Genomic DNA, 23,612 nt, shown 5'->3' with positions numbered 1-23,612 from the left:
TCGCATGCAGAACTCTCTTGAGGGGATCACTGTCGTAGCCGTGGAGCAGGCGGTGGCTGCGCCTTACGCATCGTCGCGCCTTGCGGACGCGGGCGCCCGTGTGATCAAGATCGAGAGGCCCGAGGGGGACTTTGCCCGCAACTACGACAAGCTGGTGCGGGGACAGAGCGCTTACTTCGTCTGGCTCAACCGGGGTAAGGAGTCAGTCTGTCTGGATCTGAGATCGGAAGCGGACCGCGCCGTCCTGAACACGCTCATTGCCAGCGCTGACGTCTTTATCCAGAATCTGAAGCCGGGCAGTATCGAAAAACTGGGTTTCGGGTCTGCGGATCTCCGTCGACAATATCCCCGGCTGATCACCTGCGACATCTCTGGTTTCGGAGAGACAGGACCGTATTCCCACTTGAAGGCCTATGACCTCATCGTCCAGGCCGAAACAGGGCTATGCGCGATCACCGGCAACCAACAAGGGCCCGCGCGTGTTGGGGTGTCGGTTTGCGACATCTCGGCGGGCATGACAGCGCATAGCGGGATTCTCCAGGCGCTCTATCACCGCGAGGTCACCGGCGAAGGGACAAGCATTCAGGTGTCACTGTTCGATGCCGTCGCCGACTGGATGAACGTTCCGGTTCTGCAACACGACTACAGCGACTATCACACGGTACGCGCGGGCGTGAAACATCCGTCGCTGGCGCCATATGGTGCATATCGTTGCGCCGATGGCAAGGACGTCATCTTTTCGGTTCAGAATGACCGCGAATGGGTAAATTTCTGCGAGCAATTCCTCAAGCGACCCGAGCTCACACGCGCACCTGGTTTTGCCGACAACATGGAGCGCCTTGGTCATCGTGCGCAACTTGATGAGATCATTGAACAGCGCTTTTCCGAACTATCCTGCCACGAAGCAATGCACGAGCTCGAGGCGGCCGGTCTGGCATATGGCCGACTGAACGAGGTGGCGGATGTTTCAAGGCATCCGCACATTCGCAGGGTGCAGGTTGGCACACCCGAAGGAACTGTCGAGACGATAGCGCCGGCCGCAATTTTCAACTCTGAGCGGCCCTCGTTGCGACCAGTTCCGGCTCTTGGCGCTCACACCGAGGCTATCCGCGACGAGGTTCTGGGGCTTTTGCGCGAAAGAGCCGCGTCAGCGTGAGCGCGCGTCTGAGTAAGGTGAGACTGCTCGCGGTTTACGAAGAGCCTGTTTACCTCGGATCACTGAGTCATCGGCCGACCAGCAAGCTTGCCGCTGCCGGCCTCGCTAAAGGCGACCGCAGAGGCGACCTATGATTAAGGATACCCTCCCGGCCGTTGAAGGCGCGATGTCTGTACCCCGTTGGAGATCCCTACTCTTCGTGCCCGCTCACGTTCCACGCTTTGTGAAGACGGCCCATGAGCGGGGTGCGGATGGAGTCATTCTCGATCTGGAGGACTCCGTTCCCCAGGATCAGAAGCGCGAGGCCCGCCGGGAGCTGGCTGACTCCGTGGCAAAGGTGAGCCGTAGGGGTGCGTCGGTTTTGGTCCGGGTCAATCGTGGTTTGCGCGCGTTGGCGGCGGATCTCGATGCAGCCGTCATAGCGGGTGTCGACGCACTGGTTCTTCCGAAGACGGATTCCGCTGAATGGGTTATAGAGATCGCGAATGCGGTTTCGGAACTTGAGCGAGAACGAAATCTTCCGCCAGGACGCATTCGGTTCCTTGCCCAGATCGAGACCCCGGGCGCCTTGCAAAGGCTCGCGGCCATTGCGTCGGCCCATCCTAGGATGGTTGCAATGGCGCTGGGTCCTGAAGACTTCAGCGCCGCTGTCGGCGGCGCTCCGGAATTCGACCTTCTGTTGGCGCCGAACCTTTCCGTTCTGTTCGCTGCCCGTGCGGCTGGGTTGCTTCCTCTAGGCTTCATCGGAAGCATCGGCGAATTTTCCGACACTGAAAAACTTCGGGAAGTGGCGACGCATGCACGGCGGCTTGGCTTTGCCGGAGCTTTGGCGATCCATCCAACACAGGTGGCCATATTCAATGAGGCTTTCTCGCCAAGCGCACAGGAGCTCGAGTGGGCCCATCGTGTTGTCGCGGCGGAAGACGATGCCACCACGCGTGGCCTGTCTGCATTCTCATTGGACGGTAAGATGGTTGATCCGCCAGTGGTTCGGCGCGCCCGCGAGATCCTGGCTCTCGCTAGCAACAACTGAGCATTAATCGGCATCCAGACAGCCGGTTTTCGAGCCATGATTTGACAGTTTTGTGACTTGTCTGCCATCTCGTTTCGAGATAGATATGAAGACACTGGGGATTGCGCCTCGGTTGGGTTTGTTCATCGTGGACATCAGGCAGCTAAGATACTTTGTCGGCGTCGTCGAAGCAGGTAGCTTCACGAAGGCAGCTTCGATCCTCAACGTTGCTCAAAGCGCTCTAAGCCTGCATGTGCGTCAGCTTGAGGAAGCATTTGGTATCCAACTGCTGGTCCGCGACAGGACTGGTGTTAGTGTCACCGCGTCCGGCGCAAGATTGCTTGAGCGCGGTCGGAGCATCCTTAGGGAAATTCAACTCACTGAGACGGAACTGACCAACACGGTGGCTTCTCCTTCTGGAGAGGTGACCATTGGCATTCCGTCCGGAGCTGCTCGCGTCCTTAGCGGTCCGCTGCTTGAATCGGTAAGAAGCGAATTGCCGAGGATCTCGCTTAAGATGATCGAGGGCATGACGGGACCGCTGGAGGAGTGGATGGCTGCTGGCCGCTTCAATCTGGCAGTCCTGTACCGCACTGCCGAGAGCGTGGGGCGAATGACGGTGCTGGCCCGCGAAGAATTTTGCCTGGTGGTGCCGCCAGGTGAACCGCCTTTCGAAGATTCGATTCCGCTCGCCGACCTGTATGCGTTTCCGCTGGCGGTTCCGATGCGCAACAACAATGTCAGGCGTTCGGTGGCTGATGTCGTTGCGCAACACGGTTGTATGCTTGACGTGAGATTCGAAGTCGACTCCCTTTCAACGATCATCAATATGGTCATGGAAGGAAAAGCGTATTCTATCCTTACCCCGTCGGCCATTCAGAAAGAGGCGTCTCAAGGCCAAGTACGGACGGTTAAAATCATTGATCCCGTGATCACCCGTTCCGTTGTGCTTGCCGTCAACCCGAAAGATGAGCGGTCTCCGGCCGTTTCTGCGGTCCGCAAGCTGATCCCCAAGGTCGCAAATACTTTGATCGAGAGCAAGCGCTGGTCAGCCGCGGCCCCGGACCGGGCTTAAACACATCCCAACCAGTTTCAGTGCTATCGCTCCTCCGCGGCTGTGTCATCTGTATTCGAGATGGTTTTGGTCGATATTCCATATTTGACCGGGCGTGACCATCGCGATGAAACTGCAGAGAGGCGAGCCTTGGTCCGGATATCGGCTGGTCTCGAATTGGCAGGAATTCACTCAAGCGGAGCATGCGATGTCCAACGCCCCGAGCTATCAGCTTTTCATCAACGGCAGGTGGCGAGACAGTAGCGACGGAACCACTCTGCCGGTTACCAGCCCGGCGACAGAGAAAGTGTTTGCCTCGGTGGCGGCGGCTTCAGCGTCGGACCTTGATGAGGCCCTCGCTTCGGCAGAGCGCAGCCGCCGGGCTTGGTCCTCACGGCCTGCAAAAGAGCGCGGCGAAATCCTTGTGGCGGCCGCCAGGATCCTTGCCACGAAGGTGGGAGACGCAGCGAAGGATTTGTCGACCGAACAGGGAAAGACGATTGCCGAAGCGACCGGTGAATACGCGCGCGCTGTTGAAACATTGGAGTGGAACGGCACGCACGCCGAAGAGCTGTCGGCCCCTGTTCCGATGGGCCCGAACCGGATGATCGTCCCCGAGCCCCTTGGCGTCGTTGCTGCCTTTACGCCTTGGAACTATCCCGCCGTGCTCATCGCCCGCAAGCTCGCCCCTGCTTTGGCGGCGGGCTGCCCGGTGATCCTCAAAGGAGCTGAAGAGACACCAAGCGCTGCCGTTCATTTCGTCGAAGCATTGCGACAAGCGGGTATTCCGGATGGCGTGGTAAATCTCGTCTTTGGCGTGCCTGTGCAAATATCCCGGCATCTCCTCAGTTCGCCGATAGTCAAGGTGCTAACTTTCACGGGCTCAACCGAGGTTGGAAAACAGCTGGCCAAGCTCGCCGCGAATAACTTGCAGCGGTGCATTCTTGAACTCGGTGGGCACTCCCCGGTTGTTGTATGCGAGGATGCCGACCTGGCAAAAGCCATACCGGCAATTTCGGAATACAAGTTCGAATGCGCGGGCCAGAGCTGCAATGCGCCCAGCAGGATCCTCGTCGCGCGGCCTCTCTATGAGGAATTCCTGTCCCGGATGACCGAAGGCGCTCGCAAAATCAAGATCGGCCCACCGGACGACCCGGCGACGGAGATGGGTCCAATGGCAAACGCGCGGCGAATCGAGGCCATGCAGCGTCTGATCGAGGATGCGGTCGATCGCGGCGCCCGCGTCGAAACCGGCGGCACCCGCCTCGACCAGCCGGGCTTTTTCTGGCCGCCGACCATCCTGACAGGGGTGCCAAAAGATGCGAAAGTGCTTCATGACGAGCCGTTTGGGCCGATCCTCACCGTGGCGCCGTTCGACACGATCGAGGAGGCGATCGAAGAAGCCAACGCCACTGAGTATGGCCTGGCTGCCTACTTCTTCACCGGCGCCACCGATGCAAAACGGGCGCTGATCGGCGGTCTTTCGGCAGGCGCGATCAGTGTAAATTACCTGAAAGGGGTTTCCGCGGATGCACCCTATGGGGGCGTCAAACAAAGCGGCTATGGATATGAGGGGGGCGAGCAGGGATTGCGGAGCTTTCAAAGCCTGAAACTGGTCAACGGGCTCGGGTCATTGGGATGAGATTTCGTGGATAAAAAAACACGGACCATTGCGGGCAAGGATATTACAAAGAGCGTCGCCGACGCCCTTCAGTATATCTCGTACTACCATCCCCCCGACTACATCCGATACCTTTCGCAGGCATACGCGCGCGAGCAGAGTCCGTCGGCTAAGAACGCCATCGGTCAGATTTTGCTGAACTCCCGCATGGCGGCCTTCGGACGGCGCCCGATCTGCCAGGACACCGGTCTCGTGGTGGTCTTTGCAAAGGTTGGCATGGGCGTCCGCATCAAATCAACGGCGAGTTTCGCTAACCTTGTGAATGAGGGCGTCCGCCGAGCCTATCTCGACCCCGACAATCCCCTTCGACCATCGATCGTCTCGGATCCGCTTGCCGCACGATTGAACACCCGCGACAACACACCGGCAGTCGTCCACGTCGACCTTGTGCAAGGCAACCAGATTGAAATCACCATCGCCGCAAAAGGGGGCGGATCGGAAAACAAGGCGCGTTTCACCACCCTTAACCCCAGCGCGTCCGTTGCCGACTGGGTAGTCGACACTGTTTCGACCCTGGGCAGCGGATGGTGCCCCCCCGGCCTGATCTCGGTCGGCATCGGTGGTAGCGCTGAAAAGGCGATGCTGCTGGCCAAGGAGGCCATGAACGAACCTATCGACATGTCGGATTTGATCGGCAGGGGGCCGTCATGCGCGGAGGAGGCACTGCGGATTGAGCTTTATGAACGCATTAACGCGCTCGGTATCGGAGCCCAGGGTCTCGGGGGGCTGACGACAGTTGTTGACGTCAAGGTTGCGACCTATCCTACACATGTGGCGTCAAAGCCTGTAGCGCTCATTCCGCAATGCGCCGCCAACCGACACCTTACGTTTACCTTGGACGGCTCTGGACCCATCAGGCTTGAGCCGCCTGACCTTTCCGAATGGCCCCAGGTCGGTCATGAGGATTTGCACGCAACTGGCGTCCGGCGGGTCAATCTCAATGCGGTCACAAAAGAAGAGACGGCATCGTGGCGCTGCGGTGAAACCCTACTTTTGTCCGGAAAGATGCTGACGGGCCGAGACGCTGCCCACCAGCGAATGGTCGACCTGATCGATGCCGGCAAGCCGCTTCCGATCGATCTGCGGGGACGCGTGATCTATTACGTCGGACCCGTCCGCGCAGTCAGGGATGAGGTGGTCGGGCCGGCTGGCCCGACAACGTCCAGCCGGATGGACGGTTTTACTGACAAGATCCTCGCCGAAACCGGACTTTTCGCGATGGTTGGTAAGGCGGAGAGGGGACCAGCGGCGATCGAGTCAATTGTCAGACACAAGGCGCCCTATCTCATCGCAGTGGGTGGCGCTGCGTACTTGATTTCAAAATCGATCAAGGCGGCGCGCATCGTTGCCTTTGAAGACCTGGGCATGGAAGCCATCTATGAATTCGAGGTGCAGGACATGCCGGTCATCATGGCTGTCGATGTTGAGGGAAACTCCATTCACAATTCCGGGCCTCTTGAGTGGCGCAAGCGCATGGCCGCCGAAAGCATTGCCCGCAGCATCGGCGTTTGAGTTTCCCGGCTGCGCGATCCGGCCAGACTTCCGCGCCGGATTTTGGGCCGCAACGGTCACGCAAGCGGTATTGTGGTTCAGCTCCTCGGCGAGCGAGACAAGAAAGGCCTTCAAGTCGCTCTCGATGCCAAATCCTCGGAGGCAAACACTGCTTCGATCTACCTTCCATACGATCGACACTCGAGTGCTTTCGAGGGTGCCAATCAGGTCAAGCACTGGAGATACCAAAATAATGCGCGATCTATCTACGACGAGCTCGCCGCGGACAGGCGATCACCCCTCATCAACGCCCGGCTAGGGGAGGGGCAATAGCCCAGCTGTTCTACAACCTTTCTGCTTGGATCGCTCTCAGTCACCTGACTTTTGACAACTTCACTGACGCGTTGCTGGCCGAAGGACGGATGACGTCCACTACATTCCTAACTTCAATCAATGATAGAATTGGTTAGAACTAATTCCGCTGTCGTTCACCGCTTGAGAGCAAAAGGTCATGAAGTCGAAACCCTCTCCTGTGCGCCTAGACGCTTGGGACGTCCGGATTCTCTCAGAGATCCAGTCAAATGGTCGGATTTCGAAGAGCGAACTCGCAAAGCGTGTTCATCTTTCGGCGTCGGCCTGTTCGGAGCGACTCCGTGTGCTCGAAGCCGAAGGGATCATTGAGGGGTTCTATGCGCGACTCAGTCCAGCCCTCATCGGGGGTATCATCTCCATAATGGTGGAGGTGGTTCTGGATCGCCATCGTCTCGAGGATCAACGGCACTTCGAGACTGCGATCCAAGAGATTCCGGAAATCCTGGACTGCTGGGCCATCGGGGGGCGGATCGACTATTTGATGCGCGTTTCATCTCCTTCCATGGCTGCGTATCAGGATTTCATGGAGAGATTGCTGCAGGCAGGCTTGGGTATCGATCAATACTACAGCCTTGTCGTGACGAAACCGGTGAAATCAAATTCACCAATCCCCTTGTCCGCTCTGAGGCAACGGTAAATCCTCGAAGCCCTCGTTTTCACGGCGTTTGATGCCGATTCCGAGAATTCGTCGGCGAAAGACGTGCATTCCCGCGAAATTCGAGAGGCGTTTCTGATATAGAGAGGCGGCTGGCCGGGTGTTCTCCATGAATTCGCGAGAAGGGAGACGATGCGCTTGGGCAAGCAGGGAACCGAGCAACTACGAGAGAAGGATCGAAGCTTATGGCTGCCAAAGAGAAGTATAAATTCAAAATCGAAAGCGAAATTTACGAATGGGACAACCGGACCATAACCGGCGCGGAGGTGCGAGGCGTAGGCCCTGGCATGCCAGATAGCATGGACTTGTATATGAAAATGCCGGGCCAGCCCGGGCAGCTGGTTGGGCGGGATGAATCAATCGATCTGCGGCAGTCGGGGATCGAAAAATTTTACGCGCAGGATGCAAGCTCCGAAGCCGGAAATGGATAATGTCCCTATTGTTCGATTCTGACTACGCGATACTCAATAAAGCCGGCGTCGATTTTAAAGAAGAAGAGGGCGCCCGTTTTCTTATATTCAAAAAATTTCCGCTATCGAAAGGCGTTTATCTGGCTGATGGAAAGCCCGCGGATGCCGTCGATGTTTTGTATGTTATTCCGCAGAACTACAATGCCTCTGGTGGCGACATGTTCTGGGTTCACCCGCGCTTGCATAGGGCTGACGGCAAGCCAATACCAAACACTGGCGGGCCTAGTCCCAATGAGGATTCACGTACTCACGAAGGCGTGGTGTTTTGCCGGTGGTCTAGGCACTGGAACAAAAATCCTTGGAAACCAAAGGTCGACAACGTCCAAACGATTATGGATCGGATTTCGTGGGCCTTTAAGTACCCTGACGCAAGGCGCCCATGAACGGACATCGCATTTCGATTACCGGTTCTCTCGACAATAAGCTCAAGAGTTGGTTGATGGGGCACCCTGACGCTCACGAGCGCGGCGCGCTGGTTCTCTTCCGCAAAATGGACAGGGCTGTAGCGGGTCTGCCGCCGTCAGCACGTTTCGTGGGTATTGACATAATTGAGATGGATGGCGACTGGGTGCTAGACAGTTCCCCGGTTCACTTGCGCATCAATCTGCGCAAGTTTCAGGATATCTACGTTCGTTGCGAGCAGGAGCGGCTCGAACTCGGGTTCGCTCATTGTCATCCCAGAGGCATTCTGGATTTCTCAAGCAAGGATGATCAGAACGAACAGAGCATTCTTAGGGGATACGCTGGCTGCAACGGCCCTGACGTATCACTTGTCGCGATGGTTTTGGCTGACGGGCAGTGGCGTGCGAGAGTTCGGCTGGGTGCGGCCCCCGACTGTGTGGCTGATGTCCGGCATGTCTGTGTTCTTGGGACGGACTTGGGAGTTCATATCGGCAGGGCAGATGATGCCGCTCCGTCGGAACTGCTAAGGCGCCAGGAAGCTGCGTTTGGCAAGCCCTTCAACGAGAAGCTCAAATCCTTGCGAATAGCAATCGTCGGAGGTGGCGGAACGGGGTCTTCGGTCGCCACACTCGTCGCCCGCGCGGGTGTTGGCGAACTCATTATTATCGATGGCGATTTGCTCGAAGATAGCAATCTGAACCGCGTCCGCGGATATCGCCGTTGCGATATCGGCGAGAGCAAGGCAGCCACGTTAGCCCGATACATACGAGATCTAGGCTTACTGGTGACTGTCGTTGCCACTGAGGCATATGTGAACGAGTCTCCAGAAGCGATCGATGCAATTTCTAGTGCTGACCTGGTGTTCGGATGCACTGACGATGTTGCGGGAAGGGAAGTGCTTAATCAGGCATTGTATTACTACTGCCAAGGACTTATCGACTGCGGGCTCACCGGCAAGATTGATCTTGACCAGGAGCATCAGCCTTATCTACGTGACCATAGAGGCCGAGTTAGCACAGTTCTTCCGGAATATGGTGCGTGCTTGAGGTGCCAAGGCGTGGTGACTGAGGAAAAGCTCAGTTATGAGAGTGCACTAAAGGCACGTCCGGAGCTGGCGGAGCTGGATCCAGAAACGCTTCGAAAGGAGCACTATCTGGTCGGGGGCGGCGAGCAGGCTCCCGGAGTAGGTCCGTTCACCAGTGCGACCGCCGATATGGCCGTAGCGACATTGTTTGATCTGGTGCGCCCCTATCGACGGCTTCCGAGCGACATTCGCCGCGATAATATCTGGTACGACTTCGTGCATATGGCAATTCACAGCAATATGCCAAAGGACAACGCCGAATGCTTTTGCTGCGGTCCGAATGGCTTATTACTCAAGCCGGAGAACGGCTATCGGCTCAGTATGCCGTCACTAGGCAAGCTGAGTTAATTCGTATGTGGTCTTGGCTACTAAAGTTCGTGCGGCGGCTGGAGGAAATCATCCTCGGTCCACGCATTCCAAAAACATCCGCCAATCGAACTCCTTCTGAGGAGCGACTGCCGGGTCTACTTTTCGCTCGGAATGAAGTCGTCGAGAAAACACCTCCGAATGACACGATCCGGCCAGGACAGTTCATCACGGTCGTACACAAAGGCCGACCATACTGGTCGCTCTTTAGGTGTCCCTGTGGCTGTGGCGAGGTAGTTTCGTTACCGATGCATCCGCCTCATAAACCCAGGTGGCATATTGAGCTAAGCCAAGACGGGAGGCCGACGTTGCATCCCTCTGTTTGGAGAAACAAAGGGTGCATGAGCCATTTCTGGCTTAGAGACGGAAGAATCTACTGGTGTGGGGACACCGGTGTCGAGCCTTGGCGAGCCCGTCCGGATCTATACGAAAGAAAAATCTAGAGCACGTCCTGGGATCGATGAGTCGATTGTGATGTGACAAGGGGCTTCGCTGGTGATTCAACATCCATTTTTCCGTTAGGCAGCCCTTGTGCGCATGCTGCGCCAAGCTTCCAGCATCGGCAACACGATAGTAAGCGCTCATTTCCATGAACGTTGATGCGGTCCGGTTGATGTGATGGGCGTATCCTGCGGTCGCTTTTGATCAGGCCGCGTCGGCTTTGGCGAAGTTGAAGGGCAGCAGGTCTGTGATGTCGGCATCTGTTGCGCGCTGCGGCAGTTCGCTGAGGACGTGGCGCAGATAAGCCAAGGGCTCGATGCCGCAAGCTCGGCATGTCAGCATGAGGCTGTAGACGACGGCGCTCGCCCTGGCTCCGTCCACGGTGTCGCTGAACAGCCAGGACTTTCTGCCGGTGGCAAAGATTCGGATGTCGCGTTCGAGGAGGTTGTTGTCGATCGGCATCCTGCCGTCTTCTGTGTAGCGTGTCAGGTATTCCCACTGGTTCAGGGTGTAGGACACGGCGTCGCCGATCTTGCTATCGGGCAAGACCTTCGGGGCGATGTCGTCGAGCCATACCTTGAGGGCGTTCAGGATGGGGACGCTGTGTTGCTGGCGGAAGCGGCGAATGCAGCTGGCCTGCGTTTCACCTTTGTCCGGTTTTTCGTCGCGCGCTTGCTTTTCAATCCGGTAGAGCTGTTCAAAGAACCTTCAGCGCCTGCTCCGGCGGACCGCCGCCTTTCTTTCTTGCCTTGAGGGCATCCACGAAGCGACGTCTGGCATGGGCCATACATCCAACATGGGGCGCCAAGCGGTATAGCCATCGCTCATCAGGATGCCGCGGTAATCGCCGAGGAAGGCCTGCGGATAAATCGTAAGCGGTGCGCCAAGGCACCTTGCAATAGGCCGATGAACATGGAGTTTTCGCGCCATGACATTGGAACATGCAGAGGGCGATTTGGTCGCCGAGTTAAGCGGTGCGGCGGCGGCCGAAGATTGTGCAACGACGCCCGGGCGCGCGCGGCAACGAAGGCTGTGGAGCTGCACTGAGAAGCGCGCGTTGGTCGACCTGGCGAGCGCGGCGGGGTCGTCGGTGACCGAGGTCGCGCAAGCGTTCGGCGTAGCCCCATCACAGCTCTATGCCTGGCGCAAGCAGATGGCCGGCGGCGAGCCTGATGCCGATCAGGCGATGGCGACCTTCGCGCGCATCGACGTGAGCGATCTGCCCGAGGTCGAACGCCCCGTCGCCGATTGCCCGGACCCGGCCGGCAGGATCGTCGTGGCCTTTGCGAACGGCGCGCGATTGCGGATCGACGGGATCGTCGATCCGACAGCGCTGCACATCGTTCTGGCGGAGTTGACCAGGTGATCACGGTGGTGCCGACCGACCGGATTTACCTGTGCTGCGGCGCGACCGATATGCGCCGCGGGATCAACAGCCTGGCACGCATGGTGCAGCAGGTGCTTGCGCTCGACCCGCACACTGGCGCGATCTTCTGCTTCCGTGGACGCAAGGGTCATATCATCAAGATTCTGGCGCATGACGACCAGGGGTTCTGCCTTTTTACAAACTAACTGGCTTCATACTACAGCCCTTTCCTTGAGATCGGAGCATTTTGAGGAGTTGAGTCGGCGGATGGCTTCTGCCCGATGGGCGAGCTGGTTCCATCGGCTGCACTGCTTGGCTGGGACGTGCGGTCCTGGCAGCTCATAGAGGCCGATATAGCCGTTGTAGGCATGTCTTTTCACGATGTCGTATTTCGCCCATCTGACCAGGGTACATTCGGTGATCCCGAGTTTTGCGCAGGCTTCTGCTTTTGTCAGCATTCCCCGCTCGCGCAGCCGGTCGTAGCGCGAGCGCAGACCATATTGCTTGACAAGATAGATGACGCGCAAGTCGGTGAACTGGGCGTCAGCCTTGCCGCGCCGCGCTGTGTCGATGGCGGTTGAGAACCGCGTATAGATGGCGCCGAGAGGGAATTGATGCGGAATTCGGCTCGGAGTGGTGCTGAATGACGCTGATGATCTGATTTGGTTGGGGATGAGAGCGCGGGATGCGCCGACAGGAGCCCGGAGGGCGACTGAGGCGCATCCCGCGCTGCGTCCGCGCATGCTACATGTGCGGAGCGCCGCAATCAGACATCGACCCACTACCACGTAAACTCGATGTCCTATCCCAACGGCCCGTGTGAGGGGACTTGCAGGTCCCCGGGCACTGATGCCGACTGGTTCACGGTATGCGCCAGCATAATGGCATTGGCGCATTCCGTCGAGCTTTTCCCCGCAATCCCGACGGCGTTCCGAGAGGTTCGCCGCCGCAATGCAAACCGGTCGTTTCTTTCTCTGCGCACGGTGCCGCTCACAGGTCTTGCTTTGCCGGCATTGCGATCGGGGTCAGCGCTTCTGTGGTTCTGACTGCGCCCATGAAGCCCGCCGTGACAGTCTGCGTGCGGCGGGGCTGCGCTACCAGAACACCCGCCGGGGCCGCTTTGCCCACGCCGACCGCTCCCGCCGATATCGCCAGCGCTGCAAAAACAACGTGACGCATCAGTCTGCACCTTGTCTGCCGGATGGTTCACGACTGAACGCGCCCCTGATCGACGGCACCGTCGCACTGGACGACGTCACCGCTGAAGCGGTGCCATCGATCCCTCCGGCTCCGTGCTGCCGGCGCTGCAGTTGTCGGCTGCCGCCGTTCTTTCGCGGCGGCTTCGTGCGTCGCCGAGGGGCCTATGTCCGTCAACACGACTATGGAGACCCAACCGATGACCATATCCGCCGAGAAGGAAGCGATGATCCTGCGCCTGTACCACGTTGAGAGGTGGCGCTGTGGAACGATCGCAACGCAATTGCATTGCCACCATACGACGGTCTTCCGGGTTCTGAAGGAGGCCGGTCTGCCCCGCCACAGGCCGGTGATACGTCCCGCCGAGGTCGACCAGTATCTGCCGTTCGTCCAGCGGACGCTTGAGACATATCCAGACCTGACCGCCAGCCGCCTGTACGGGATGGTGCAGGAGCGCGGCTACAAGGGCTCGTCCTCCCACTTCCGGCATATGATCGCGCTCCACCGTCCGCGCAAGGCTGCGGAAGCGTTCCTGCGTCTGCGCACCCTGCCGGGCGAGCAAGGCCAGGTCGACTGGGCGCATTTTGGTCACATCGAAATCGGCAAGGCTCGCCGCCCGCTGATGGCCTTCGTCATGGTGTTGTCCTACTCGCGCGACATCTATCTGCGCTTCTTTCTTGATGCCCGCATGGAAAACTTCCTGCGCGGCCACGCCGGTGCGTTCAACGCCTGGAATGGTTTGCCCAGGGTGCTGCTCTATGACAACCTTAAGAGCGCTGTGCTTGAGCGTCACGGCGATGCCATCCGGTTCCATCCGACACTTCTGGCCTTCGCGGGCCATTATCGCTTCGAGCCCCGTCCCGTCGCCGTGGCGCGGGGCAACGAAAAGGGCCGCGTCGAGCGCGCCATTCGCCACATCCGGGAAGCCTTCTTCATCGCCCGCAAGTTCAAGGACCTCGACGATCTGAATGCCCAGGCCGAACAATGGTGCCGCAACCAGGCCGCCGACCGGCCATGCCCCGAGGACCGGACGATGACGGTTCGTCAGGTGTTTGCGCAGGAGCAGCCCATGCTTCTGCCATTGCCCACCAACCCGTACCCCATCGAGGAGCAGATCGCCGCGAAGGTCGGAAAGACACCCTATGTCCGCTTCGACCTGAACGATTACTCGGTTCCCCATACTCATGTCCGGCGCACGCTCACCGTGCGCGCCGATCTCGCCCAGGTCCGGATATTCGATGCCGCCACGATGATCGCCAGCCACCGCCGCAGCTACGACCGGGGCCAGCAGATCGAAGACCCCCGGCACCTCAAGGCGCTCGTCGCCGTCAAGCGCGAAGCGCGCCAGCATCGGGGCCTCAACAGTTTGACGCGCGCCGTGCCGGCCTGCCAGAAACTGATGATCCACGCCGCCGAGCGCGGCGCCAATATCGGCGCGATCACCAATGCCATGCTCAAACTGCTCGACCTCTACGGCGCCACCGAACTCCAGGCCGCCGTCGAAGATGCCTTGCAGGCCGGGGCCTCTCATTCGAGATCGGTTCACGTCGCGCTCGAACGCCGCCGGATCGCGCGTGGCGCTCCACCGCCGGTCGAAACAAGGCTGCCGGAGCATGTCCGCAAAAAGGATACGGTCGTACAGCCCCACAAGCTCGACCGTTACGATCAACTCACTTCCGCAGGCAACGACGATGAATAATCCCGGCATCCTGTTCAACCGCGCCAGGGCGCTGCGCCTCAATGGCCTGATCGCCCACTGGGACGAAATCGCCGACGCGCCGTGGCTGGCCGCCGTGCTTCAATGGGAGGAAGAAGAGCGCTCCGACCGCTCATTGCGGCGACGCATGCGCGCCGCCAGGCTTGGCCACTTCAGGCAACTGGCCGATTACGACTGGAAATGGCCGCGTCGTATCGATCGCGCCGCCATCGAGGAACTGATGACGCTGTCCTTCGTCAAGGAGGCCGCCAACATCGTCCTTATCGGCCCTAACGGCGTCGGCAAGTCCACGCTCGCTCTTAACGTCGCCTACCAGGCGCTGGTCGCCGGCCATTCGGTCCTCTTCCGCACCGCCAGCGAAATGCTCGGCGAGCTCGCCGCCATCGACAGCGATTCCATGCTCCGCCGAAAGCTGCAGTACTATGCGGCGCCCGATATCCTGGTCATCGACGAGGTCGGATATCTCTCCTATTCCAACCGTCATGCCGATCTGCTGTTCGATCTCATCAGCCGCCGATACGAGAAACGCTCGACCATCGTCACCACCAACAAGCCCTTCGCGCAATGGTCGGAGGTCTTCCCCAATGCCGCCTGCGTCGTCAGTCTGGTCGATCGCCTTTTGCACCATTGTGAGGTCATTCCCATCGAAGGCGATTCTTACCGCTTCAAGGAAGCCTCCGAGCGCTCGAAGGCGCAGCGTCAACAACGCACCAGCCACGCCGCTGACGAAAAGGAGCCTGCAGCATGACCGGAAATCCTCATCAGCCGTCCGGTCTCGGGCGTGGAATCCAGTTCATCGTCAATGCCGAATGGACACCCGAGCAAGCAGCCGCCGTCTTCGAACTCCTCGACGATCTGCGAGACTGCATCTGGAGCCGTTACGCTCCCCACATCCAGCAGTTTGTCCGTCACCAACAAGCCCCTGACCATCAGCACCCTTCCAGCGACGAGCAGACAGGGCAAAAGCCCCATCCTCTCGATCCCTCCTGGTAAAAAATACAAAGCGGCCCCATCGGGCCGCTTTCTCCTCCACAATCCTCGGCACCATTTGTCCGCGCTTTCTCGCAGCCGTTAACACGCTGAGCCGCCGGGACGGATTCCCCTTGCATTCAGGATGTCAGCGATTTCAGCGCAGATATGATCGTCGAGAAGCTTGTCGACCAATTCGACCACCTCGGGCCGGGTCCTTACCTGCTGTGCGGAGGATTTCGGGTTCTGAGTGGTCAATGTTTCGGTCCTTCCGCCTCTGAAGCGGATGTGGATCCGGGTCTCTCCCTCGGCCTGGAACTTGAGCAATGTGACGTCTTCGACAAGATAGGCAAGGAGTCGCTTGCGTTCTCGGTTCGGCAAGGTGGGGTCGCACCAGACCGTTTTGAAGTCGGCCGTCATGGCGATCAATCGATCACGGATTGCATCGTCGAGTGTCGCTCGGTCTTCGCGTAGAGCGCGCGCTCTTTCTTCTCGTAGATCAGCCAGCATGCGCAGTTTGTCGTTCCATTCGCGTTCAAGGGTGTCGGCAACCAGGCGGTTGTTCGGATCGACCAGCATAAACCGCCGCTGTGCAAGATCGGCATCGATTTGGGCGCGTTCGACGGCGCGGAGCCGGAGTTTGTCCGCTTCGTCATAGCGCGCTTCGATCTCTTTTCGGATCTCCAGAGCTAATTCCACGGCGGCGGGCGTCATTTCCGCGGCGATCAGTTCACCGATCGCCGCGTCGACGGGCCAGCCTGCGATCGACTGGCAGTGAGGCTCACCCCGAGAGACGTAGGCGCGGCTGCAGACGTACCAAGTGTCCACCTGACCGCGCCGGGTGACGTAACGGGCCCTCATGTGGCAGCCACACCGCCCGCATATGACGCGCCCCTGCAACAAAGCCGCGCCTTCGCGCGGTGGCGAGACCCGCGCGGTCTGGTAGCCTTGGCCATTGGCCTCGAGCGCCTTCAGGTTGTGCTGGAACTGCTCCCAACTGATATAGCCGGGATGGGCGTCCGGGATGCATGCGAGCCATTCATTGGGCTCACGTTTACGGACCTGTTTCTTTCCGTCGACGGTCCTGCGGTAAAGACGCTGGCCATAGGCATAGACGCCCGCGAAGCGAGGATTGTGCAGCGTGCGTAAGGCTGTCGATGTGGTCAGGGGTTGGAAGACCACCCGCTTGCTGTTGCGGAACCGGGATGGGAAGAGCAGACCTTCGCTGGCAAACGCCTTGACGGTCTGCGTAGCCGACCCGACCCGCGAGAACGTCTCGAAGAAGTGGGTGATCATCTCCCGGATCTGAGCGTCTGGATCGAGGACCACATCGCCAACCTCATTATAGATGAAGCCGGTCGGAAGGGGGCAACGATATTCACCGCGGCGTGCTTTGTTGAGAATGCCACCACGCAACCGGGCTTTGATAACGTGCAACTCGGCCTCGCTCATCGTGCCCTTGAGGCCCAGCAGAAGCCGGTCATTGAAGTTGGCCGGGTCGTACACGCCATCTTCGTCGAGGATGAGTGTGTCGGCCAAAGCGCAGATCTCCAGCAGCCGATGCCAGTCCGCATTGTTTCTGGCGAGGCGGGATACTTCCAGCCCCATGACGATCCCCGCGCGCCCCATGCCGACATCGGACACCAAGTGCTGGAAGCCTTCGCGCCACGCCGCTGAAGCGCCGGATTCGCCCTGGTCGCTGTCGATGACGGTGATCTGGTCGTCGCGCCATCCAAGCCCGATCGCGCGACCACGAAGATCGTATTGACGCTTGGTGCTTTCGACGTTCTCCATGACCTGTCGCATCGATGACTGTCGGATGTAGAGGTAGGCGCCACGCTCGAGATGATGCGATTGGACCTTGAGCTTTTCGTTCATGCTGTTCTCCGTTCAGGGGCCGCCATCACGATGGTGGCGAGCAAGTGGATGATTGTGCGTCGCTCGGACGTTTCGTCTGCGATCGGCAGCCTGGCGACTGGCGGCAAAGCCGCGGGTGGGGACCAGCCCGGCATACGCAAGATCGCGCTAACCCAGGCCCACATGCCGCGATGCAGAAGGATGGTAAGACCGCTGCGTGCCTCCAGAGGGAGCGCGGCGCCAAGCGCGGCGGCGCGCAGTATTTCGTATCGCTCCGTGGCGCGGGACTGCATCGCGCAATGCAATTGCGCACCGCCACTGATGGTTACACCGTTTTTTTTTCGCCGAGCGCACGCTCGATTGTTCTGGGGTGGACATCGAGTCCGAACTCTGTCCGGAGCCGGTTCGTCAGTTCGCGTGCCCGAATGGGCTCGCCCGGAACCACCTGGGCCCTGAGGAAGGCCAGCACTTCGCTCTGGATCTTGTGCGGGCCGTGCGGGCCGCGCTTCCTCGGTACTAGGCCGGCCAGACCCGCGTCCTCGAAGTCGGCTTTGGCCTGGTAGAAGGTCGGCCGGGAGACGCCATATTCGTCGGACACCTCCGTTACCGACATTTTGTCGACCGATACGCGCCGCAGCATCTCGTACTTCACCTGCACGATGTCGCGCGGATCGAAGAAGCCGTCCTCCCGGAACTTCTGATCGCCGATTTTTTCCGGGGCTGGATTGAGCGTGCCATCCTCGGCCAAAGCGCTGCCTTTCGATTGCCTGTGTTTGACGCTGTCCGACACCTGCGCCGCCCCCGATGCCGACTCAATTGACGTAATTATAAATATGTCGCGTATGGCTAAACCGTCAAGCGGATATCTGTCAACAAATCGAGTATAATCTCTGCTAATACGGCACATTCAGCGAAGTTCCCATGGGTTTTGCGGCGTTATTTTCCTTGCAACATCGGCAAAATTTCCCTTACAATCTTGCGGCGTTGCGCATCTCCCTTGCGATATGAGGCGCTCTACGAGACCGCTGAGTTCCAGTAGGTCGGTGAGGCTGCACAGTGCGCGCCCGTTTCCCGCGATAACCTCAAGGCTGGGGCCTGCTGCATCGGTCCATTGCGGCGGAACAGTGCAAATCCGGCCATCGTCAAAGCGCAGCAGCAATAGCTTGCCCCCTCGGTTACCGCGCTTCCCAACGCAGGCACCTCGCTGCCCGGAATACGGATGAAAGGGGTGAGTCACTGTCACAAACTGCGACGGGGACGATGAACCGCCTGCATTTCCAAGTGAGTTACAAACGGCTTACCGATGGTTGTTTCGCCTGGCCAACCACGAAGGATCAGGTCACCGTGTCGCTCACGAAGGCGCAGCTTTCGCTGCTTTTGGACGGGATCGATTGGCGCCGGCCAAGCAAGATTTATCGACCGCGTCTGGCTGGCTGATTTTGCTCGTTTCTTATTGATTTTGTGTCGATTCTGCTTCCGTAAAGAAGCTCTTTCGGGTATGTAATTTGGGTGTCGGAACAGACCCCCTCAATCGCTGATTTCATCGCCCGGATCGCCCTTCTGGAGGCGGCCGTTTCTGCCCGTGACATCACCATCGCCGAACATGATGAGCAACTGCGAAGGGAGCGCGCCGAGGCCGGACTTCGCATCCAGCGCCTGCAGCTGCGGATCGATCGCTTCAACCGCAAGGCCTTCGGCCGCTCGTCCGAGAAGCTGGGCCAGATGCTGCTCGAACTCGAAGATCTCGAGACCGATTTCGCCGCCGGCGTGCCCGATATCGAGCTGCCCATCGTCGCCGACACCGACAAGGTCCGGGTGTTGCCGGTGCGCAAGCTCAACCCGAACCTGCCGCGCAAGCGCATCGTTCGCGAACCCTCTTGCGCATGCTGTCCGGGCTGCGGCGGCGATCTGCGCGCCATGGGCGAAGATAGCGAGGAGATGCTCGATCTGGTCGCCCAGGCCTGGCAGGTGATGGAGACCATTCGACCCAAGTACAGCTGCCGGACCTGCGATAAAATCATCCAGGCGCCGGCACCAGCCAAGGCCATTGCACGCGGCAAGCTCAGCTATGCCGCGCTCGCCCATATCATGATGGCGAAGTGGGGTTATCATCTACCCTTCTACCGTCAGGCACAGATGATGGCCGCCAAGGGCGTCGATATCGAGCGATCCACCCTTGCGCGCAGCGCCGGCTACGCCGCCGCCTTGCTCGATCCGATCTACAATCGCATCCGCGAGATCGGCCGTACCCGCACCAAGATTCACACCGACGACACGCGGCTTCCGATCCTGGCGCCCGGCACCGGCAAGACGCACAAGGGCGCGCTCTGGGTTTACGTCGCCGACGACCGCAACTCGGGTTCGCAGGAGCCGCCGATCGCCTGGTATCGCGCCACCATGGGACGCGCTGGCGAGAGCGTCATGACCGAGCTCGCCGGATTTGCCGGCACGCTCCAGGCCGACGGTTTCAGCGGCTATAACCAGATCTACAAGGGCGGCGCCATTCGAGAAGCTGCCTGCCTGGCCCATCTGCGTCGCAAGATATTCGACGTTCACGACAGCCAGCCGACCGAACTCAGCACGACCGCGATGGCCGGTATCCAGGCGATCTACCGGATCGAGGAAGAGATACGGGGGCTCCCACCCGCCGAGCGATTGGCCGCACGACGAAGGCGGACCCGACCCCTGGTCCGGGCGCTGCGACGACAGCTCATGCGCCAGGGCAACGGTTTGTCGCGCCATGCCGATATCGCGAAGGCCTTCGCCTATGGCACCAAGCGATGGCGCGCGTTCAACCGCTTCCTATACGATGGCCGGCTCGAGCCCGACAACCTGATCGCGGAGCGGGCGATTCGTGGATTTACGGTCGGCAGGCGCAATTGGAGGTCTCGAAAAACCTCCCCATTTTGACCGGTTTGTGATTCACTGCCGTTGCGATTTGGAAGGAGGGATTGGATGCGGGGACAGGCCGGGTTCTGGGATATCGATGAGCGCTATGCTCGGCTAAGCGAAGCCGGCGATCCCCTGGAGAAGTTGAACGCCGTTGTGCCGTGGGAGGTTTTCCGCAAGCCTTTGGCCAAGGTGCTGAAGCGCTCGGACGGCGCCAGGGGCGGTCGTCCTGCCTACGACCCGGTGATGATGTTCAAGATCATGGTGCTGCAGGCGCTCTACGGGCTGTCCGACGACCAGGCCGAGTTCCAGATCCAGGACCGGCTGTCCTTCATGCGCTTCCTCGGACTGGGGCTCGGCGACAGAGTGCCAGACGCCAAGACGATTTGGCTGTTTCGCGAGCATCTGACGCAGGCCTGCGCGGTGGAGAACCTGTTTGCCCGCTTCGACAAGCACCTCGCCAAGGCCGGCTATCTGGCGATGGGCGGGCAGATCGTCGACGCCACCATCGTGGCGGCGCCGAAGCAGCGCAACACCGACGCCGAGAAGGCCGACATCAAGGCGGGCAAGGTGCCGGACGCATGGAAGGAGAAGCCGGCCAAGCTGCGCCAGAAGGATCGCGATGCCCGCTGGACGGTGAAGTTCTCCAAGGCCAAGGTCGCCGAGGAGGGAAAGGCGCAGCAGCGCGACATCGCCATTCCCGCTTTCGGCTACAAGAACCATGCCGCCATCGACCGCCGGCACGGCTTCATCCGCGGCTGGAACGTCACGAGCGCATCCGCCTATGACGGCGCGCAGCTTCGCAACGTGCTCAACCGCGCCAATACCGGGTCTACGGTCTGGGCCGACACCGCCTATCGCTCGAAGAAGAACGAGGAGTGGCTCGACCGGAACGGATATGTCTCCGAAATCCACCACAAGAAGCCGAAGGGCCGGCCTATGAGCGAAGCGACGTCGCGGGCCAACGGCCGGCGCTCAAAGACCCGAGCCTTCGTCGAGCACGTCTTCGCCCGTCAGAAGGCGCAGATGAAACTCTTCATCCGCACGATCGGCATCGCCCGCGCCAGGACCAAGATCGGCATGACGAACCTCGCCTACAATCTGATGCGCTACGTCTGGCACCAGGGGCGAACTGCGCCTGCATGACGCCAAAAGCGGCGGAAAACGCCGCCGCGACGCCAAACTTGGCACCCAGCATCAACCTCAACGACCAAAACCGAAGCCACTTCCCGCCATCAGCCCGGGCCGAACCGCTTTGCCGCCCCACAGGTCTCGGAAATGCCGTAGTTCGAGGTGCCCAATTGGCTTTTCTCGGGCAACTTCGCCGCGGCAGAGCGGTCCGCGGTCGTGCTCAGCATCATCGAGACCTGCAAGCTCTGCGGGGTTGATGCCGAAGCCTACATGGCCGATGTCGCCGAGCGCATCCAGAACGACTGGCCAGCCTCGCGCTGGGACGAGCTGATGCCGTGTTGGGGTGGACGGCTCCCAACGGCATCGCAATGTGCCAGAATGAGTTCGTTGAAAGCTCAATCGAGGGAGACCGTCCGTGGAAGAGATTATCAGAATTGGCATGGATACGTCAGTGCGCCGGGAGACTGGCAAGGAGTAGGAGGTGAAAGTCCACCACGATGAAGGGCTAGCAACCCATATCGGCCCCAAGCCGTGCGCAGGCAACCGTGAGGATGTCGGCGAAGCGTCGGTAGGGGAGCGTGCAGGCCAGCCATTGAGCCGCGAAAGTCCAAAATCCCGGGTGCCGACGGCGTTGACGTTCCGGAAGGCAATACGATTGAGCGCGTTACGCGAGCGCTCAGCCGACCCGGCGTGGTCTGAGACCCTGGCATGCACGGAAGCTCCTTGTACGGGAACCGGGAGATCTCTGGATTGGCCACCCAACCCGTCCTGCGGGTGGATGGTCCGCAGTGGGAAGGCGAGGAGTCGTAGCCGCTGATGAACGATCCAGAGAAGTCTGACTTCGGCATAGTAGCTGTGAAGCCGACGAACAAAGCCGGGCGACCGGTGGCGGAGTTGGTGGAGCGAAGGCCGGGGACCAAGGGGAACGCGGAACAGCAACGCATGCACCGGACACAGGGCCGGGATCGCATGTCCCAGTCGCTGGATCGCGTACGGAAAGCCGCAAGGCTGAGGAAGAAGGACAGGTTCACCGCGCTCTTCCACCATATCACTGTCGACGCACTCCGGACGGCGTTCTACGCGCTCAGGCGCAAGGCCGCCCCCGGGGTGGATGGCATGACATGGCAGGACTACGAGGCAGAGCTTGAGCCCCGGCTCATCGATCTGCACGCCCGGGTCCAACGGGGAGCGTACCGCCCGCAACCGTCACGCCGGACGTTTATACCGAAGGCAGATGGGAAGCAGCGGCCGCTGGCAATCGCAGCTCTGGAAGACAAGATTGTCCAAGGGGCGACCGTCATGGTGCTCAACGCCATCTATGAAGGCGACTTCTGCGGCTTCTCCTACGGGTTTCGACCGGGGAGAGGGCCGCACGATGCGCTGGATGCGCTGTGCGTCGCGATCGACCATCGGAAAGTGAGCTGGATAATTGACGCCGACATCCAAAACTTTTTCGGGGCGGTCAGTCAGAAATGGCTGGTTCGCTTCCTGGAGCATCGGGTCGGCGATAAGCGCATCATCCGCCTGATCCAGGAATGGTTGAAGGCAGGTATTCTCGAAGACGGGGTCGTGACCGTAGACGACAAGGGGACGGGTCAAGGCTCGGTGATCTCACCGCTCCTCGGCAATATCTACCTGCACTACGTACTCGATCTGTGGGCGAAACGCTGGCGACAGCACGACGCCGCCGGCGACATGGTCATCGTGCGCTATGCCGATGACCTGGTGGTCGGCTTCGAGCGCGAGGACGACGCCCGTCGATTCCTCGATGCGATGCGCGCGAGGCTTGAGGAGTTCGAACTGTCGCTCCATCCGGACAAGACCCGCCTGATTGAGTTTGGTCGCTTCGCGGCGGCTAATCGCAAGCGGCGCGGCCTCGGGAAGCCGGAGACCTTTATGTTTCTCGGGTTCACGTTCATCTGCGGCAAATCGCGCAGCGGGCGCTTCCAGCTTCAACGGAAGACCCGCGGCGACCGCATGCGGACGAAGCTCAGGAACATAAAGGAGGAGCTGTGGCGTCGGATGCACTGGCCCATACCCGAACAGGGGAAATGGCTAAGGCAGATCGTGAGCGGGCATTTCGCCTACTTCGCGGTGCCGACAAACGCGCGCGCTTTAGCCGCGTTTCGGCACCATGTGGAAGAACTCTGGAGGCGCACGCTTCGGCGGCGTAGCCAGAAGGACGGATTCACATGGGGCCGGACCACAAAAGTGACAGAACACTGGCTCCCGAAGCCACGCATCCTTCATCCATGGCCCGACGTGCGCTTCGCCGTCACACACCCAAGGTAGGAGCCCGGTG

Annotated in this window: 24 protein-coding genes and 1 pseudogene; 20 read left to right on the top strand and 5 right to left on the bottom strand. The window is 59.9% G+C overall.

All coding sequences use genetic code 11. The features are described from left to right. Positions 1–4: 4 nt before the first annotated feature. The 10 genes from CGZ66_RS29885 to CGZ66_RS41835 all read left to right on the top strand — a co-directional run bounded on the left by CGZ66_RS29885 (position 5) and on the right by CGZ66_RS41835 (position 10,186). A complete protein-coding gene (locus CGZ66_RS29885) occupies positions 5–1,156 on the top strand; it encodes a CaiB/BaiF CoA transferase family protein (protein ID WP_095090378.1) in 1,152 nt (383 codons plus the stop codon). A gap of 130 nt (positions 1,157–1,286) precedes the next feature. Beyond that, positions 1,287–2,189, top strand: a complete 903-nt coding sequence (locus CGZ66_RS29880; RefSeq protein WP_245331295.1) for an HpcH/HpaI aldolase/citrate lyase family protein — start codon at positions 1,287–1,289, stop codon at positions 2,187–2,189. Between the two features lie 127 nt (positions 2,190–2,316). Next, positions 2,317–3,243, top strand: coding sequence for a LysR family transcriptional regulator (locus CGZ66_RS29875; protein WP_095090536.1), 927 nt, complete (start codon positions 2,317–2,319; stop codon positions 3,241–3,243). Positions 3,244–3,430: 187 nt separating this feature from the next. Then, positions 3,431–4,864 (top strand): NAD-dependent succinate-semialdehyde dehydrogenase, encoded by a 1,434-nt coding sequence (locus CGZ66_RS29870; RefSeq protein ID WP_095090535.1) that lies wholly within the window; start codon positions 3,431–3,433, stop codon positions 4,862–4,864. A 6-nt stretch (positions 4,865–4,870) separates the two neighbouring features. Next, the gene (locus CGZ66_RS29865; RefSeq protein ID WP_095090377.1) at positions 4,871–6,415 is read left to right on the top strand and encodes a fumarate hydratase; all 1,545 of its coding nucleotides are present in this window, start codon (positions 4,871–4,873) and stop codon (positions 6,413–6,415) included. 490 nt (positions 6,416–6,905) lie between these two features. After that, complete coding sequence (locus CGZ66_RS29855; protein ID WP_095090375.1) at positions 6,906–7,403, top strand: Lrp/AsnC family transcriptional regulator; 498 nt, start codon at positions 6,906–6,908, stop codon at positions 7,401–7,403. A 203-nt stretch (positions 7,404–7,606) separates the two neighbouring features. Continuing rightward, positions 7,607–7,852, top strand: a complete 246-nt coding sequence (locus CGZ66_RS29850) for a multiubiquitin domain-containing protein (RefSeq protein WP_095090374.1) — start codon at positions 7,607–7,609, stop codon at positions 7,850–7,852. Beyond that, positions 7,852–8,274, top strand: a complete 423-nt coding sequence (locus CGZ66_RS29845) for an E2/UBC family protein (RefSeq protein ID WP_095090373.1) — start codon at positions 7,852–7,854, stop codon at positions 8,272–8,274. Before CGZ66_RS29850 ends, CGZ66_RS29845 begins: the two co-directional genes overlap by 1 nt. Continuing rightward, a complete protein-coding gene (locus CGZ66_RS29840; protein ID WP_095090372.1) occupies positions 8,271–9,725 on the top strand; it encodes a HesA/MoeB/ThiF family protein in 1,455 nt (484 codons plus the stop codon). Before CGZ66_RS29845 ends, CGZ66_RS29840 begins: the two co-directional genes overlap by 4 nt. After that, positions 9,638–10,186 carry a ubiquitination-like system serine protease family protein gene (locus CGZ66_RS41835; RefSeq protein WP_425352328.1) on the top strand — a complete coding sequence of 183 codons (549 nt, stop codon included), beginning with the start codon at positions 9,638–9,640 and terminating at the stop codon, positions 10,184–10,186. Before CGZ66_RS29840 ends, CGZ66_RS41835 begins: the two co-directional genes overlap by 88 nt. Positions 10,187–10,388: 202 nt before the next feature. Here CGZ66_RS41835 and tnpC (CGZ66_RS29835) read toward each other — a convergent pair. Continuing rightward, positions 10,389–11,054, bottom strand: a pseudogene (tnpC, locus tag CGZ66_RS29835) (IS66 family transposase); the annotation flags it as partial. A gap of 58 nt (positions 11,055–11,112) precedes the next feature. Here tnpC (CGZ66_RS29835) and tnpA point away from each other — a divergent pair. Both tnpA and tnpB (CGZ66_RS29825) read left to right on the top strand, forming a co-directional pair. Beyond that, a complete protein-coding gene (gene tnpA, locus CGZ66_RS29830; RefSeq protein ID WP_095090371.1) occupies positions 11,113–11,550 on the top strand; it encodes an IS66-like element accessory protein TnpA in 438 nt (145 codons plus the stop codon). After that, positions 11,547–11,756: an IS66 family insertion sequence element accessory protein TnpB gene (tnpB, locus tag CGZ66_RS29825; RefSeq protein ID WP_206073792.1), complete on the top strand. Its 210-nt coding sequence runs from the start codon at positions 11,547–11,549 to the stop codon at positions 11,754–11,756. The genes tnpA and tnpB (CGZ66_RS29825) overlap by 4 nt, the downstream gene beginning before the upstream one ends. Before the next feature lie 6 nt (positions 11,757–11,762). On the opposite strand, the gene CGZ66_RS40090 is transcribed toward tnpB (CGZ66_RS29825), so the two are convergent. Beyond that, positions 11,763–12,293 (bottom strand): hypothetical protein, encoded by a 531-nt coding sequence (locus CGZ66_RS40090; protein WP_095090370.1) that lies wholly within the window; start codon positions 12,291–12,293, stop codon positions 11,763–11,765. Between the two features lie 653 nt (positions 12,294–12,946). On the opposite strand from CGZ66_RS40090, the gene istA reads away from it, so the two are divergent. Genes istA through CGZ66_RS29800 form a run of 3 tightly spaced genes read left to right on the top strand, consistent with a single transcriptional unit; the run spans position 12,947 to position 15,457 of the window. Next, the gene (istA, locus tag CGZ66_RS29810) at positions 12,947–14,446 is read left to right on the top strand and encodes an IS21 family transposase (RefSeq protein WP_095090534.1); all 1,500 of its coding nucleotides are present in this window, start codon (positions 12,947–12,949) and stop codon (positions 14,444–14,446) included. Continuing rightward, positions 14,439–15,212: an IS21-like element helper ATPase IstB gene (gene istB, locus CGZ66_RS29805; protein ID WP_095090368.1), complete on the top strand. Its 774-nt coding sequence runs from the start codon at positions 14,439–14,441 to the stop codon at positions 15,210–15,212. Before istA ends, istB begins: the two co-directional genes overlap by 8 nt. After that, positions 15,209–15,457 (top strand): hypothetical protein, encoded by a 249-nt coding sequence (locus CGZ66_RS29800; protein ID WP_095090367.1) that lies wholly within the window; start codon positions 15,209–15,211, stop codon positions 15,455–15,457. The genes istB and CGZ66_RS29800 overlap by 4 nt, the downstream gene beginning before the upstream one ends. A 78-nt stretch (positions 15,458–15,535) precedes the next feature. On the opposite strand, the gene CGZ66_RS29795 is transcribed toward CGZ66_RS29800, so the two are convergent. From CGZ66_RS29795 to CGZ66_RS41830, 3 genes are all read right to left on the bottom strand, one after another. Next, complete coding sequence (locus tag CGZ66_RS29795; RefSeq protein WP_143748897.1) at positions 15,536–17,311, bottom strand: recombinase family protein; 1,776 nt, start codon at positions 17,309–17,311, stop codon at positions 15,536–15,538. A gap of 304 nt (positions 17,312–17,615) precedes the next feature. After that, the gene (locus CGZ66_RS29785) at positions 17,616–18,038 is read right to left on the bottom strand and encodes a helix-turn-helix domain-containing protein (protein ID WP_245331263.1); all 423 of its coding nucleotides are present in this window, start codon (positions 18,036–18,038) and stop codon (positions 17,616–17,618) included. A gap of 159 nt (positions 18,039–18,197) precedes the next feature. Further along, the gene (locus CGZ66_RS41830) at positions 18,198–18,527 is read right to left on the bottom strand and encodes a DUF5372 family protein (protein ID WP_167392284.1); all 330 of its coding nucleotides are present in this window, start codon (positions 18,525–18,527) and stop codon (positions 18,198–18,200) included. A 23-nt stretch (positions 18,528–18,550) separates the two neighbouring features. On the opposite strand from CGZ66_RS41830, the gene tnpB (CGZ66_RS29780) reads away from it, so the two are divergent. The 5 genes from tnpB (CGZ66_RS29780) (at position 18,551) to ltrA (ending at position 23,602) form a co-directional block, all read left to right on the top strand. Beyond that, entirely contained in the window at positions 18,551–18,727 is a 177-nt protein-coding gene (gene tnpB, locus CGZ66_RS29780; RefSeq protein WP_095090364.1) for an IS66 family insertion sequence element accessory protein TnpB, read from the top strand. Between the two features lie 72 nt (positions 18,728–18,799). Continuing rightward, entirely contained in the window at positions 18,800–20,200 is a 1,401-nt protein-coding gene (gene tnpC / locus CGZ66_RS29775; RefSeq protein ID WP_245331293.1) for an IS66 family transposase, read from the top strand. A gap of 45 nt (positions 20,201–20,245) precedes the next feature. After that, positions 20,246–21,325, top strand: a complete 1,080-nt coding sequence (locus CGZ66_RS29770; protein ID WP_095085660.1) for an IS5 family transposase — start codon at positions 20,246–20,248, stop codon at positions 21,323–21,325. Between the two features lie 147 nt (positions 21,326–21,472). Further along, the gene (locus CGZ66_RS41030) at positions 21,473–21,811 is read left to right on the top strand and encodes a transposase domain-containing protein (protein ID WP_095090363.1); all 339 of its coding nucleotides are present in this window, start codon (positions 21,473–21,475) and stop codon (positions 21,809–21,811) included. A 315-nt stretch (positions 21,812–22,126) separates the two neighbouring features. Continuing rightward, positions 22,127–23,602, top strand: a complete 1,476-nt coding sequence (gene ltrA / locus CGZ66_RS29755; RefSeq protein WP_095090362.1) for a group II intron reverse transcriptase/maturase — start codon at positions 22,127–22,129, stop codon at positions 23,600–23,602. The last annotated feature ends 10 nt before the right edge of the window (positions 23,603–23,612 follow it).

It is taken from the genome of Mesorhizobium sophorae, assembly GCF_002270415.1.
GTDB classification, from domain to species: domain Bacteria; phylum Pseudomonadota; class Alphaproteobacteria; order Rhizobiales; family Rhizobiaceae; genus Mesorhizobium; species Mesorhizobium sophorae.
The sequence above is the reverse complement of the archived record's forward strand: the minus strand, read 5'-3'. Positions and strand labels throughout refer to the sequence as shown.

Excerpts from the sequence above, each read along its gene's own strand:
- CGZ66_RS29885 (WP_095090378.1), top strand. The coding sequence starts at position 5 with ATGCAGAACTCTCTTGAGGGGATCACTGTCGTAGCCGTGGAGCAGGCG.
- CGZ66_RS29880 (WP_245331295.1), top strand. The coding sequence starts at position 1,287 with ATGATTAAGGATACCCTCCCGGCCGTTGAAGGCGCGATGTCTGTACCC.
- CGZ66_RS29870 (WP_095090535.1), top strand. The coding sequence starts at position 3,431 with ATGTCCAACGCCCCGAGCTATCAGCTTTTCATCAACGGCAGGTGGCGA.
- CGZ66_RS29855 (WP_095090375.1), top strand. The coding sequence starts at position 6,906 with ATGAAGTCGAAACCCTCTCCTGTGCGCCTAGACGCTTGGGACGTCCGG.
- CGZ66_RS29850 (WP_095090374.1), top strand. The coding sequence starts at position 7,607 with ATGGCTGCCAAAGAGAAGTATAAATTCAAAATCGAAAGCGAAATTTAC.
- CGZ66_RS29845 (WP_095090373.1), top strand. The coding sequence starts at position 7,852 with ATGTCCCTATTGTTCGATTCTGACTACGCGATACTCAATAAAGCCGGC.
- CGZ66_RS29840 (WP_095090372.1), top strand. The coding sequence starts at position 8,271 with ATGAACGGACATCGCATTTCGATTACCGGTTCTCTCGACAATAAGCTC.
- CGZ66_RS41835 (WP_425352328.1), top strand. The coding sequence starts at position 9,638 with ATGCTTTTGCTGCGGTCCGAATGGCTTATTACTCAAGCCGGAGAACGG.
- tnpA (WP_095090371.1), top strand. The coding sequence starts at position 11,113 with ATGACATTGGAACATGCAGAGGGCGATTTGGTCGCCGAGTTAAGCGGT.
- CGZ66_RS40090 (WP_095090370.1), bottom strand. The coding sequence starts at position 12,293 with ATGCGCGGACGCAGCGCGGGATGCGCCTCAGTCGCCCTCCGGGCTCCT.
- istA (WP_095090534.1), top strand. The coding sequence starts at position 12,947 with ATGACCATATCCGCCGAGAAGGAAGCGATGATCCTGCGCCTGTACCAC.
- istB (WP_095090368.1), top strand. The coding sequence starts at position 14,439 with ATGAATAATCCCGGCATCCTGTTCAACCGCGCCAGGGCGCTGCGCCTC.
- CGZ66_RS29800 (WP_095090367.1), top strand. The coding sequence starts at position 15,209 with ATGACCGGAAATCCTCATCAGCCGTCCGGTCTCGGGCGTGGAATCCAG.
- CGZ66_RS29795 (WP_143748897.1), bottom strand. The coding sequence starts at position 17,311 with ATGAACGAAAAGCTCAAGGTCCAATCGCATCATCTCGAGCGTGGCGCC.
- tnpB (WP_095090364.1), top strand. The coding sequence starts at position 18,551 with ATGAACCGCCTGCATTTCCAAGTGAGTTACAAACGGCTTACCGATGGT.
- CGZ66_RS29770 (WP_095085660.1), top strand. The coding sequence starts at position 20,246 with ATGCGGGGACAGGCCGGGTTCTGGGATATCGATGAGCGCTATGCTCGG.
- ltrA (WP_095090362.1), top strand. The coding sequence starts at position 22,127 with ATGAACGATCCAGAGAAGTCTGACTTCGGCATAGTAGCTGTGAAGCCG.